7 protein-coding genes are annotated in these 13845 nt (G+C 69.8%); 6 read left to right on the top strand and 1 reads right to left on the bottom strand.

Features of this window, described 5'->3' with window-relative positions; translation table 11 throughout:
• Positions 1 to 60 precede the first annotated feature (60 nt).
• The gene (locus STROP_RS05125) at positions 61 to 2610 is read right to left on the bottom strand and encodes a hypothetical protein (protein ID WP_050765039.1); all 2550 of its coding nucleotides are present in this window, start codon (positions 2608 to 2610) and stop codon (positions 61 to 63) included.
• A 190-nt stretch (positions 2611 to 2800) separates the two neighbouring features.
• On the opposite strand from STROP_RS05125, the gene STROP_RS05120 reads away from it, so the two are divergent.
• Genes STROP_RS05120 through STROP_RS05095 form a run of 6 tightly spaced genes read left to right on the top strand, consistent with a single transcriptional unit; the run spans position 2801 to position 13811 of the window.
• Complete coding sequence (locus STROP_RS05120) at positions 2801 to 4951, top strand: hypothetical protein (protein ID WP_011904919.1); 2151 nt, start codon at positions 2801 to 2803, stop codon at positions 4949 to 4951.
• A 50-nt stretch (positions 4952 to 5001) separates the two neighbouring features.
• The gene (locus STROP_RS05115) at positions 5002 to 6612 is read left to right on the top strand and encodes a Cas10/Cmr2 second palm domain-containing protein (RefSeq protein ID WP_011904918.1); all 1611 of its coding nucleotides are present in this window, start codon (positions 5002 to 5004) and stop codon (positions 6610 to 6612) included.
• Positions 6609 to 9035, top strand: coding sequence for an RAMP superfamily CRISPR-associated protein (locus STROP_RS05110; protein WP_011904917.1), 2427 nt, complete (start codon positions 6609 to 6611; stop codon positions 9033 to 9035). Before STROP_RS05115 ends, STROP_RS05110 begins: the two co-directional genes overlap by 4 nt.
• Positions 9035 to 10711, top strand: a complete 1677-nt coding sequence (locus STROP_RS05105) for an RAMP superfamily CRISPR-associated protein (protein WP_011904916.1) — start codon at positions 9035 to 9037, stop codon at positions 10709 to 10711. Before STROP_RS05110 ends, STROP_RS05105 begins: the two co-directional genes overlap by 1 nt.
• Entirely contained in the window at positions 10708 to 11346 is a 639-nt protein-coding gene (gene csx19 / locus STROP_RS23650) for a type III-D CRISPR-associated protein Csx19 (RefSeq protein WP_080516565.1), read from the top strand. Before STROP_RS05105 ends, csx19 begins: the two co-directional genes overlap by 4 nt.
• Complete coding sequence (locus STROP_RS05095; RefSeq protein ID WP_080516564.1) at positions 11343 to 13811, top strand: TIGR03986 family type III CRISPR-associated RAMP protein; 2469 nt, start codon at positions 11343 to 11345, stop codon at positions 13809 to 13811. The genes csx19 and STROP_RS05095 overlap by 4 nt, the downstream gene beginning before the upstream one ends.
• Positions 13812 to 13845: the final 34 nt, after the last annotated feature.

The following is a 13845-nucleotide window of genomic DNA, read 5'->3' as shown; positions in this document are numbered from 1 at the left end:
CGACGCGCCAGTCATCACTCGAAGCAAAAGTATAAATATTGACAGCTGCCGCGTTAGTGCTCATGGCAGGTCAGGACAATGATGGACTGGGTTTGGGCTCGGGGCGCCGCCTTCAGCCGTCGGAGCGGTTCGGGCGGACGGAACCCGATTCGGCATGGCGTCCCGCTGGGCGAGGGCCTGGCCAATATCGCCGATGATCTTCTCTTGTAGGCGTAACAGGCTGTCCGCACGGCCGGGATCTCCGAAACCGCGTTCGGCAGCCGCAGCCACCGAACGGCGCAACAGCGTGGCTAGGTCGCGCGGAGCAAGGTCGGTGGCGGACAGCAGGCCCTTCTTGGCCTGATGGCCAACGGCCTCCCTCACGACTGCGTCGGGGTCATTCGTGGTCCCGTGCGTGATCGGAGCGCGGTTGCGAGCCTGATTGAGGAGCAGCAGGATCTGCGCCGACCCCACCTCGGGCTCCCCGGCTCGCTCTACCTCATCACGCAGCTGGTTTTTGAACTTCCCGAAGTTGCCGTTCTGCCTCCTCCGGGTCACGTCGTCCCGCCCTGCAATTGGTCGCCGTCGCTTTTGGGTCTGGACCGCCGCGATCGAGGCTTCTACGGCGTCCGCCGCGAGCACAAGGAGGCGGATGCGGTCGGCCGGCGCCGCAGCATGCGCTAGTGCGGCTTCCACCACCTCCAGACGCTGAGTGATCAGCTTTGTCGTCCAAGTCTCCTGGTCGACTCCGGACTTCTCGAGCACGCCCGTTGGGCTCCGGCGGCTGGCGAAGGTGTCGGCCAACTGTCGAGCCTGGTTGGTGACCGCTGGATCGATGGCGGAGGCGGCAAGCAGCCGCCAAGCAACGTCTAGTTCCAAGGCGCGTAGAGCCCCTTTGGCAGCGTTGAGCAGTGGACGGTCGCCCTCGGTGAGGGCTGGCCACAGATGCACCGCGGCGTAAACGTTGCCGGACTTGGGGGTGGCGTTTTGGCGGACGAACAAGGGCAGCCCGTTCCGGGCACCGACGCGGCGCATAGCGCCAAGTAGCGCCAACACGATTGGCTTTTTGCCGGTAGGAACGAGCAGCAGCGCTCCCGTTTCTCGGGTGAGTCGCCGCTCGATTGCCTGTTCGATCGCAGCCGGATCAGGGTTGGGGTCGATCAGCTCGACCCATGCCTCACCATCGCCGGTATTGGCATCTTTGTCAGGAAAGCCGCGGATCAGCGCAGCGTCCTGTTCGGCGCACTCACGGCTGCCCTCCCCGTCGTCAACCCCGAAGATCACCGCGTGGACCCGGGCCTGCTCCACCCCAAGGAAATCCGTGATTGTCGTCGGCAGACCATCGGCCACCTGCTCTCCGACACTACGGACTCCTGGATGCGACGCGGTTCCGGCCGGCCAGACGACCAACGTGGTGTCAGCCGGGGTAACCGGCGGCTCGGGCAGTTCCGCTAGCCGCCAACTGGTCTCCTCAATGTAGCGGGAAAGGTAGTCGCCGATCAGTCGGGCATCATTGGGGCTGGGCGGGCACAGGTTGTGACTGCCGATGCCGATACGCTGCAACGTGGCAACCTCATCCGAGAACAACCATTTGTAGGATGAGAGCCCGACGGCTTCGTCGACTACGGGATCACAGCCAACAGCTTCCCTAATACGGGAGAGTTTCCCCCCAAGTGGAGGCCCACCTCCGGGCTTCTCATACTTGTGGAGCAGATCCTTTGCTTCGGGGTAGAGATTTTGGTCGTTGCGGAGCAGATCCTCGTACCGGCTGGTGATGTAGCGGCGGACGGCGAGACTGGCGGTGCCGTCGCGGCGGACGACAGCATCAGCGAGTACGGCGCGCACGGACGCGCAGTCGGCTGCTTCGAGACCGTCTCGGCGACGTTTCGCGGCTTGGCGCACCAGGTCACGCTGGGCGTCGCTGAGCTGGACCACCAGCTGCCCCGTACGATCAAGATCGTCCAGGGTGGCGAACATGCGCCACCGGATGAAGACCCCGGCGACGGGGTCGATGTCGAGTTGCTCCAGCGGGTCAACGACCTGGTATGCGGTTGGGTCGCTGGTGAGGACGAGTTGCCACGGTAGTCCGGCGCGGGACAGTGCGGTGAGCGCGCCGAGGGTCAACATCGTGGCTCCGGAGCCCCAGGTGACCAGCGCCTGCTCATACTGCGGCATCTTGCCGAGATATTCGGTGAGGGCGTCGATGACGAATGCCTCGGCAAGTCCGGCGACGGATAGCACTGTGGCCTGCCGAACGGGGTATGACCTGTCGGCGCTACCGATTCCATTGAGGACATTGGCGAGAGTCTGGGCGATCGGCAGAGTGTCCAGGGGGCCGGGTTGGGATTGGCTGGTGCCGAGGATCACCACGGTCAGGTCCGGTCTGGTGGCGAGAGTATCCAGCGCGCCGAGCACGGGACTGGTCCCGGGGATGCTCGCCGACCCGGCCTGCGGCGTCTCGTTGATGAGCATCCGGCGGACGGCGCCAGCACCCTCCGGGCCGTCGAGGAGGGCCTCGATTTCGGTGCGGCGGCGCCGGACCTGCTCGACTCGCGCCACCTTTGAGCTGCGTGGGTCCTGGGAGTCGAGAAGGAGATCCGCCTCTCCGGCGACGTGTACCAGCAAACGCATGAGCGCCATTCTCTGTTCACAGGTCACGTTCTGCGGGGACACGGGGTGGCTGACGGGTGTCAGATGTCGGTCACTTGCCCGACCCGCTGGCGCCGATGACGCCCGAGGCCTGGCCAGATTCAGACGCCTCGTTCGATTAAGATATTTTTATCATTGAGTTACTAGTGTCGCTTCGGTACCGTCCTCGCTCATGCATGTCTTCCCTGCCCGGATTCCAGAAGCTGAGGTCGTTCACCGCTCGGAGGTGGTGGAGGTCCGGGTAGCCCGCAAGGTGGCGCCGCTGTTCGGGGTGGGCGACGGCGTCCCCCCGTTTCGTCACTCCTGGGTGTGCGACTACACGGCCCTGTCCCTGGCGGAGATTGGTCGCGGCGCCCCGAGCCCGGACCGCACAGCAAGATCGGAAATGGAGGCGCTGGCTTCCGACCGGCTCGGTGCCGGTGACGAAGCGGGGTGGGCCTGGTCGGACCGATCGGTGTGGTCCGCGCAGCAGAGCACGCTGCCGGGGACCCTCACCAACGCGACCTTGAACCGCTACGGCCCCGATACCAAAGCCGCAGCAGTGTTGGCCGGCGCGAACCGGCTACTGAGGGATGCGACAGCAGCGGTCGCGAACGTGGGTCAGCACCTCGCCGATACCGGCTGCGATGCCGAGGTCCGGTTGGCGGCGTGGGCGGGGCTGGTGCTGGAGGTCTACCGCGCACAGCCCGCCCTGGTGGTCGCGGCGGTGCAGGCCCGCCAGGTTCAGCGGTCACTGTCGGCTCGGTGGGGCACCCAGGTTGACCGGGCTGGAGTAGTCGGGATTGACGCCCCGTCCGAGGTCCACCCGGCAACGGATTCGACGGGTAGCGAGCCAGGCCGGGAAGCGGCTACCACCCGGTGGCAGCCCATCTCCCTCGACCTGGTTGACGCAACCCTGCCGGCGCTCGGGTTAGCTGACCATCCGGCCGCCGGTCCCGGCCTGATCACCGTGGATGCGCTCGACGACATCGCCTCGGCGTGGTGCCGGCGGCTTCTCGGCATCGGACAGCCGGGGCGGGGTGTGGTGTGGCTGACCGAAAACACTGACGGGTCCAGGCGGGTCCAGGCGATGGTACGAGTCGGCGCCGTGGTGGCACCGTTCGTGGCGGCCTCGCTTGGTGGTACGTCGTCCGGCGACCGAACCTCGGCGCCGAGGCTGCCGGTGCTACCGACCGCCGACACGCTGGCCGCCGCGCCGCTGCTACGGCGTCGCGCCCACCTACTACTTGCGCACGTGACCGCCAACTACGTGCGGTACCGCGACGAGCTCCTGGTGGACTGGCCGCAGCTGCGGGCGCAGACCCGCGAACTCGTCGCCGCGGCTGTTGGCCGCTGCGCCACCGTCCTCGCTGCGGACGATCCGGTGTCACTGCAGCTGACGGCGTACGCCGCGTACCTCGAGGTGTGGGATCCGCCGCGTGCGCATTCGGCGGACACCCCAGACATGCCCGGGCGGGCGGCGGCGACCGGACGGGATGCGGCGGCGCGGCTGGTTGCCTCGCAGCAACGGGTCGTGGAGGCGTGGCGGCACGGATGGTTGGATCCCGGCGCCGCCAGCTACCTGTTGGAGATGGGCATTGTCGCCCTCCGCGACATCGCCACGGATCGACCACACGGCGATCCAGCACCGGCAGCTCCGACCGAACGGTCAGCGGACGTGGACGTGGACGCGGACACGGGAATGACCGCGGCGACGATGCGTCGATGGTGGACGGCGATCCTGACGGCGCGCGGCATGGGCCCCGGGACCGACCTGACGGCACAGGTGGACGCCCTGGGCGACGCGCAGCTGTTCCACCTACACCACTATGCGGCCTGGTTGGCCGACGGCGGGCGGCGGGCCGACCTGCGCCGGGCGCTCATGATCCAGGAACGGGTCGCGGCGGTACGTGCCGAGGTAGCCCGCCGGGAGCCCGCCGGGTACGCGGCCAAGTCGGCGGCGGCCCGAGCCGCGCACGAGTTGGCCGCCGAGATCGCCACCGACCTGGCTGCGGTGACCCCCGACCGGGAACACGAGGCGCGGGCGCGCGCCGTGGCGGTCCGGCACGCCCGTGCGGTGCTGGCCGACCCCAGCACGCGAGAGCTGCTACGGCCGACCGCTCCACCGCCGGCGATCCGGCGTACCGCGAAGGTAGTGGCGCGCGCCCTCTGTGCGGCCGCAACCAGTGAAGTGGCGGTGCCTGCCGAGGAGGTCGTCGCCGCGCTGACACTCCTCGACGCCGCGATCACTGCCGGCCACCCGAGCGTGACACATGCAGATATGTTGTGCGACTGGCGCGTAAGGCTGGCTGGCCTCGCCACGTGTTCAGCGCCGGAAGACTGATGGTCGGGAGGCACTTCTACGCTCCCCTACAACAGACGGTGAGACCCACGATGGAGACAGGACCCGGGGTTGATAGGCCCGGCGCCGGCCGGCGCTGGGTGTTGATCGAGACGGGCGGCAATCAGCGGTACATCTTCGGCAGCAACCGGCTACGGCACGTCGTCGGTGCCTCCCAACTGGTGCACGACGTCGGCACTGCGTGGGTGCGCGAGGCGACCGACCGGCTCGGACTCTCACCCGACAGTTCTGTGATGGCGGTTTCGGGCAAGGCGCTGCTGTTGGTCGACTCGGCGGAGGCGGGCCGGGCGATAGTTCGAGAGGTAACCGGCCGGGCGTTGCGGGAGGCGCCGGGGATGCGGGTGACCGGGGCGGTCGGCCCCGCGTTCGACCCGACCGACGACGGCGCGCACGAGCCGGCCCGCGCGGAGGCCTACCGACGACACGCAGCGATCCGGGCCGCCCGGCCTGATCCGCTGGTACGAGATCGGGTGTTCCCGTGGCACCGCCTGTGCCGAGACAGCGGCCTGCCAGCCGCAGGACTGGAGGTGTACGGCGAGGGTGAAGAGCCGGTACCGGCCTCGGCCGGCATGCTGGCCCGGTCCCGGGCCCGCGATCGGGCGCAGCGGCGCCTCCGCGAGAAGCTCGGCGAGCAGTTGGCCACCGTCGTGCCGGTGCACCTGGACGTGCTGCGGCACAGCGGGTGGGTGGCCGTGGTGCACGCCGACGGTAACGGTGTCGGCCGGATCTTCCACCGGTTCAACGAGCACGTGGCCCGGGTCGAGGGCGTAGCGCAAACATCGCTGGCGGGCAGCGCCCAGTATCAGCGGGCTGTGTCGGTGGAGCTGGACACAGCCACGTGGCAGGCCGTACGGGATGCGGTCGCCCAGCTGGTCGCCGATCGGGCCGACGAGGACATGTCTGGGCGGCTGCTGCCGATCGTCATCGGCGGAGACGATGTCACGGTGGCCTGCGACGCCGCGTTGGCCGTGCCGTTTGTGCAGGCCTATGCTGCCGCGTTCGCCCGGCGCACCGCCGCCCAACCGCAGCTGTCCGCGATCACCGAGGCCGCCACCGGTCATGTCGGTCTCACCGCCTCCGCCGGCATCGCGGTGGTGAAGTCACACCATCCGTTCGCCACCGCGTACGGGTTGGCCGAGGCGCTGACCGTCTCGGCCAAACGGTTCACGTCCACGGGACGCCCCCTGGCCGCCTTCGACTTCCATGTAGCGCACACGTCCACACTGCGCGAACTGGCCGAACTGCGGGAGTACGTCCACCTGGACGACGGCACGGCGGTGGCCCGGCACGCCGGGCCGTACCTGCTTGACCCTGCCGAGCAGCTGCCCGCGGAGCTGCGTCATCGCAGCGTCGAGTTGCTGGACGAGCTCGACCGGGGGCTCGACTCCGACGGATGGCTGTCGGGGGTGCAGGCGCATGCCCTGCGGGAGGCCGCTGACCGCAACCTCGCCGAGTACCGGCGTCAACTGGAGCTTCTCGTCAGCCGGATCCACCACCGGGACCGCGCCCGTGAACTGCTGGATGTCCAGTCCGACCGGTTCCTCCGCCTGTTCGACGTGCTGCACCTGCGCGGACTACGCCTGGAGGCGCCCGCCCGGTCCGCGGCAGAGACAGAACCAACCCCTGTTGGTGGTGCCCGATGACCCTGCCCGCGACGTTCGAGATCACCCTGGACTTCCTCAGCGACTGGCACATCGGCACCGGCCAGGGTCGGCTGGGCACCATCGATGCTGAGGTTCGCCGCGACAGCGATGGGTTGCCGTTCGTACCGGCCAAGACCCTCGTCGGGGTGTGGCGCGACGCCTGCGAGACCGTCGCCCGCACCCTCGACCAGACCACCGGTCAACCGCAGGCATGGCAGGCGTGGGTCACCTGGCTGTTCGGTTCCCAGGCCGCCCAGCCCGGGGATGAGACCGCACGGACCGGGCGGGCACCGGTGCCGGCCGCGCTGCGGCTGACCCCGGTCCGTGCCCCCGACTGGCTGCGACAGGGGGTGCGGGGTCGCCCCGCGCTGGCCCAGGCAGCGGTCGTGCTGCGGCCCGGTGTGGAGATCGACGACGAGACAGGTACCGCGGTCGACCGCCGGCTGCGAGTCGAGGAACGGGCGATCCGAGGCCTACGACTTTCCACGAAGGCCACTGTCGTCATGCCCGGTTCGGCCGGCGACGCGGCCTCGGACGACCCGGCCTCCGGCGGCGTGGAGCTTCCCGCGCCGGCGGAGCTGCTGCTGCGAGCCGGGGCGCGGTTGGTCGAGGCGGTGGGCGGCAAACGGAACCGGGGCAGCGGCCGGGTCGCGGTCCTGCTCCCCGGCGCTCGGGTTGACCAGGGCAGCGGGAACATCCATCCGACGGTCGTTGACGAACGGTTGGTCGAGCTGCTGGCCACCGGTGTGCCAGCCACACCCACACTGCCGCCCACGCCGGCCAAGGCGGTTGAGTTCTATCCGTACGATCGGCTGCACCGTACGCCGCGGCGTGCCGTCCGGGTTGTCCTTCGGGTGATCACGCCGGTGGTGGCCGCACAGGAAGTGTCGGGCAACGCCGTCCTCAGCCGGGATGCGATCCCCGGCACGGCCCTGCTCGGCACGATGTTGAACCGGGCCGAACCAGGGTCGGGCCGGCAGGCCGCGCCACGCGGGCGGATCGGCCTCGGTGATATCAGCGTCGGCGATGCCGTCCCCGCCATCCCCAGCGATCGCTACGGGACGGGCGCACGGGACGGAGAGTCGGTGGTGCCGGCCCGGCCGGTGCCGGCGGTGTGGCAACGAAGTGACAAAGGGCTCGGCACGGCCGTCTACAACACGCTGCGGGCCGAGCCGGAACGAGGTGAGCGCGCCAAGCCGATGTCCGGTTGGATCGCACCGGACCGCCACGGTTGGCGGCAGGTGACGCCCGCGATGATGGTCTCCACCCACGCGGTGGTTGACGACGAGGCTCGCCGCCCTACGGTCGCCAGCGGCGGCGTCTACACCTACCTCGGAATCGCCCCGGGAACGCTGTTGTGCAGCGACGTCGTGCTGCCGGCTGAGTTCCGGCTCCGGTTGGACCCGGGTGAACGGCTCCGGTTTGGCCGGTCCCGTAAGGACGACTTCGGTCTGGTCGAGGTCGTTGACGTGGTCGACTCACTGCCGACGCCACTGGATCCGGACCCGGGGGTGGACACGTTGCGGGTGTGGTGCGTCTCCGACGTACTGCTCCGCGATGAACGGCTGACCCCCGACCCGTCGCCGCGGGCCCTGGCTCGCGCCATGTCGGCTGCCCTGGCTCCGGCGTCCTGCACGGTAGAGGCGGCGGAGACGGTCAGTGGGGCGGCTCGCCGGGACGGCTTCGGGGTGGCCTGGGGGCGCCCACGGCCGAGTCAGGTCGCGCTGCGGGCCGGCAGTGTCATCACTCTGGCCGTGACCGGCCGGGTGGACCCAGCCCGGCTGGCCGAGTTGGAACACGAGGGCATCGGTGAACGCACCGTCGAAGGGTACGGCCGGGTCCGGTTCAACCCGCCGGAGCTGGAACCCGAACGACCAGCGGTCGCCTTCGCCGGAGCCGGGGAGCAGGACCAGCCGGCACCCGCATCCCCGAAAGCGGCGGTCACGGGCGACGTGGATCAGGTTGACGGTTGCCCGGAGCTGGCCCACCCGCTGGAGCTCAACGCCTGGCGGCGGGCCGTCCAGCGGGCCAGCGCCGAACTGAACCCCGACACCCTGGTTCCCGGGATCAGCCGGCTCGCCAGGAACCGGGCCCAACTCGGGTCACTTCGGGGGCAGTTGGAGCGGTTGATCCTGCCCGGTGGGCGGGAAATGGTCCGAAATTGGCTGGCCCAGACCATGGCGGTCCGGGCCCGCCGGGAAATGTGGACCCCGGAGGTCCTCGCCGCACTGACCGCGCTACTGATCGAGAACCCGAACCGGGTCTGGGAGTGCCTCAGCTTGGACGGTGAGCAGCCCCTTCTGGTCCTCGGCCCCGGGCGCGAAGAGGCCGTACGGCAGCGGCTGCACACCGAGGCGCTGGTGGTGTCGGTCGGCGACGCGCTACAGCGGCTCACCCGCACCACCGGGAAGGAGAACCGCTGATGGGCCAGTCCATCGGAACCCGAATCGAGGTTCTCGGCACCCTCACCTGCCTCGGCCCCGTCCACATTGGCGGCTGGGACACCACCACCGAGGCGAGCCTGACCATCGCCCGCGACGGTAAGGGGCAGCCGTTCCTGCCCGGCACCTCAATCGCTGGGGCCCTGCGCGCCTACCTCGCTGGCCTCGACCTTCCCCGTGGCGGGGATCCGGCGGCCGTGACCGCCGCGCTGTTCGGAAGCATCACCCCGAACAGCCAGGACGGGTCGCCGTCGTGGATCCGCCTGGACGACGCGCACCTGGTTGCTGACGAGGTCGCGCCGACAGTGCGCGACGGCGTCGGTATCGACCGGGTTTCGGCCACCGCCGCCGCGAACTTCCTCTACACCCGTCAGGTACTGCCGGCCGGTACCCGGTTCGCGTTCCGCCTGGTCGCCGACACCCCGACCGCCACGGCTCCGGACTATCCGGGTGGATGGTCGACGCTGGTCCGTGACGCCGTCGATGCCCTGGTGACAGGGCTGGCTCAGGCCCGGGTTCCGATCGGCGCCGGCCGGGGTCGGGGCTTCGGCCGGATGGGGCTGGGCGAGGTCACCATCCGCAGCGCCGACCTTTCCGACCCGGCCGGCCTGATTGCCTGGCTGACCGGCACGGCCCCAGCCGTGTCGCCGCCGCTGACCGAGGACAGCTCGGTCCGGGGCGACCAGCCGCGGGATGGCCGGCTGCGGATCAGCATCGCCTGGCGTCCGACCGGTCCGCTGCTGGTACGCGACTCGCTCCCCGGCACCGTGGTCGACACGCTGCCGCTGACGGACACGGCCGCCGACGGGACGGTCCGGCTACTGCTGCCCGGCTCGTCGATCCGGGGCGTGCTACGCGCACACGCCGAACGGATCGTCCGTACGCTGCGGCGGCAGGACGCCCCGGCGGACTTCAACGATGCCCTGCGCCAGCCACCACCCGGCGTTGACGTGCTGTTCGGGTCCGCACCCGCTGGCGACCGGGATGGTCGAGGGCACCCTGCCGGGCACCGCGGCGACGGACGGGGGCGTCGCGGCACCCTGGCCGTCGCCGACTGCCACAGCATCGGGCAGGTTGACGCCCGACAGTGGAACGACATCATCAGCATCAGCCCCGATCCCACGAATCCGGCCAGCCGGGGGGAGCGCGCGGAGCGGAAGGAGCGCAACAGCCAACGGGAGCAGGCCCGATCCGGGCTGCACCAGGAGCTGGCCAACATCCGGCAGCGTCTCCCGCTCTCGGTGAGCGACCACGTCGCCATCGACCGATGGACCGGCGGCGCCAGCGACCACCGGCTGTTCAGCGTCCTGGAACCGAGCCACAGGACGGAATGGGAACCGATCTCAATCGATATTGATGTTACCCAGCTGGACCGGTACGGCGCTGCTGGCATCGCGGGATCGACGGCGCTGGCGTTACCGCTGCTGCTGCTCGTCCTGCGGGACTTACGCGACGGATGGCTCGCCCTCGGCTTCGGTGGAAGCCGTGGCCGGGGCCAGATCGAGGTTACCGGCGTGACGTTCGACGGCGCCGGGCTGAGCACACCGTGGCAGGCACTGGCCGGACAGACCCTCGACACCGTTCTCACCGCCCCACCCCCACAGGTCACCGCGGCGATGACTGGCTGGGCGGACACATTCGAGGAGGCAGGAGCGTGACCAGCAACCAGGATGCGGTGCTACACGCCGTTCGGGCGACCGAACCGCTCACCGCGGCTGACGCGGTCGCCTGGTTCGCGACCAGTAGCCCACCCGGCCGGCAGACGGTCGGCTATGTCCTCTCCGCGAAGGCCGCCACCTGGCTACGGCTCGGGTCGGACGGCACCGTCGAGACCGTCTGCGCCCCCGGCGATGTGCTCACCGAGGCGTACGAGGTGGTGTGCTTCGACGGGCTGCGGGAGCTGCGGTGGCTGCGCACGCCGGACGGACGCGGCCCGGCGGTCGTCGTCGGCGAGGAGCCGGCAAGCCTGCCACCCGGCGAGAGTGTCACCGCCGACCCACCACCGCGGCGCGGGGGAACCCAGGCCCGGCTGCTCGCCGGCACCGTCCGCGCAGACCGCACCGCCGGTTGGTCCGTCCTGCACAGCGAGCGGTACGCCACCGCGCACCTGCCGGTGGTGGCGACCGCCGGCCAGGTGCTCCTCGTCGAGACCGTCGAGTATCTCGGCGAGGACGCACACGGCAACCGCGACATCGCGGACACCCGCACGGTCGAACTGCGAGCGGCTTCCCCGGCCGCGGTGCGTGCGGTGGCTACTGCGACGGAGACCGACGGAGAGGCGACGGCGGCATGAGCAATCCACGGAGCAAGCTGAAGCCGACCGTCCGCACGACCCTGACCAAACGCGGCGACATCCTCGAAGGGGTGATCAACAGCACCGGCCGGGCGAAGGACGGCAAGCCGAAGCAGGTCGGCCGTTCCGAGTGGGACAACGCTCTCGCCGACCATGTGCAGACCATGCCCGAGGGCAGCAGCGTGGACGTCGAGGTGACGATCAACCTGGCCGAGAGCGGGAAGCGGACCGTCCGGCTGGCGGGTGTCGCGGCGCTGGCGAAGGTCACGTTTGCCGCCGAACGGGCCGCGGCGGTTCAAGACGGCGGGTTCATCAACCCGTACACCTTCGTGCCGACCCTGCCCCGCAGCGACCAGGACGGTACGCGTCTGACCGGCACCGGTCTGGACGACGATGCCCCGCCCAGCCATGCCCTGCATGCCGACAATCAGTGGAGCGGAACCCTGGCCCTGACCTTGACCACGGTCACCCCGCTGCTGCTGCCCGTGCCGGTGGTTGACCCACCGAAGGACGGACCAAGAACATTCGACGTACGGGTCGACGCGGACGGACAGCCGCTGATCCACGGCGCATCGCTGAAAGGGGCGCTGCGCAGCGCCTACGAGACCGTCACCGCCAGCCGGTTCGGCGTCTTCTTCGAACACCACGAACGACTCGCCTACCGGGCGACCACCGCCGCCGCGCTTCACCTCACCCCGGCCCGGGTCCACCGAGACGGCAACACCGACTACTTCCGGCTGTGCCAGGGGGACGCCGACTGGAGGCGGCGGCACGTTACCCATCCGGCACAGTACGCAGCCCTGGTCCCCGCCTATCGAGGCAAGCCCGGTCAGGGAAAGCCGGGTCGAGGAAAGCCGGGTCAGGGAAATCGGCATCCGGCAAAGCCGGTAAAGCCGGTACGTCGTCTTGGCGACCTGTCCGCCGGGCCGTTGAGCCGCCACCATGGGACCGAGGTGTACGCCCGGGTCGTCCTGCCCGAATCGGGGAGCAAGGGCGGGGTCGCGCGGGTGACCCACCTGGCCCGGACCGAGGCGGAGATTCACGCTCACCTGCGGACCGCAGTATCCCCGGGCAAGGTGTCCGGCTCGTACGACGCCGACCGACCGTCCCGGATCGTGCGCGGATGGTTGTCAGCCGGCGGAAACTCCATTGAGGTCAAGCAGTACGAGCGGCTGTTCGTGGAGACCCCGGGACTCGACATCCCGGTCACCGAGGAGCATGTGCGGTACTGGCAGTCGGTGCTGCGCGCCTACGACCTGGCGCAGGGCTACAACGACCCCAAGGCCACCTACCGCCACGACCCCGCCACAGCGGACGGCATCGAACGATCCTGGCACGTGCCCAGCACCCCGGAACTACGTACGCTGCCACCCGGCACGCTCGTCTACGTCCGGTACGACGCACACCGGCGCACGATCAGTGAGGTCCACCCGGTCCTGGTCGGACGGCTGCCGTACGAGGCCTCCCCCGACGAACTACTGCACGAGAGCCTGCGTCCCGCCCAGGAACCCGATCGGCTCTCCCCGGCGGACCGGCTGTTCGGCTGGGTGCCACCCGGTCGGCGCGACGACGAGGCCGAGACCAACATCGGCGCTTCGGGCTACCGGGGTCGGCTACGGGTACGGTCGATCACCTGCATGTCTCCCGACTGGCGTCCCGAGGCCTTTCCTCCGGAGGGGATCACCCTCGCGCCGCTGAGTAGCCCCAAGCCGACGCAGTTCCGCTTCTACGGCTCCCCCGACCCCCAGACGGGCGAGCCGATGCCAACGGGTGCAGAGAAGTCCGCCGGCTACGCCGCCGACGGTGGGCTGCGGGGGCGCAAGATGTACCGCTGGCGCGCGGAGGAACCCGACTACTGGCAGCCGCCAGCCGATCAGGAGGACCCCAGACGGGGGTACCTGGCGTTGGCCGGCAACCGGTCCCACGCCACCCAGCTCGTCCGCCATCGCGGTTGGGTCCGGCCCGGGGTGACGTTCCACGTCGAGCTCTTCCTCGACGGGGTGCCCGAGGCGGAACTCGGTGCCCTGATCTGGCTGCTCAACCAGGGCGTGGAAGCTCCGCTACGGCTCGGTGCCGGCAAACCGTACGGCTTCGGCGTTGTCACCGCCCGCCTCGCGACCGACCGTACCCGGGTGTGGGACGGCGCCGGGGTCCGCGCCGGCTGGCTACACCTGACCCGCCCTGATCCCGTCAACCCCGACCGGCTCACCGAGTTGGCGGAGCGTTTCGCCGCCACGGCGAGGGAAAACGAGGTGCTTCGGGAAGCCACCGAGTCGTACCTGGCCGCCGCGAGGGCCGTCAACGGTCCCGTGCACTACCCGCGCACGACCACGCAGTCCCAGGCCGAGAGCTACCAGTGGTTCGTCGCGAACGAGAAGTCGGAGGACCGCAGGTGGGCGTTGCCGCACGTACGAGACGACGAGCAGCGGCTTCCGTACCTCGACAGTGGTGCTGCCAAGGAATAGATGTCCGACCATGTCATGGCTCAATCCCCGTATC

The sequence above is a fragment of the Salinispora tropica CNB-440 genome (genome assembly GCF_000016425.1).
GTDB lineage: Bacteria > Actinomycetota > Actinomycetes > Mycobacteriales > Micromonosporaceae > Micromonospora > Micromonospora tropica.
This window is presented reverse-complemented; position numbering and strand designations above follow the sequence as displayed.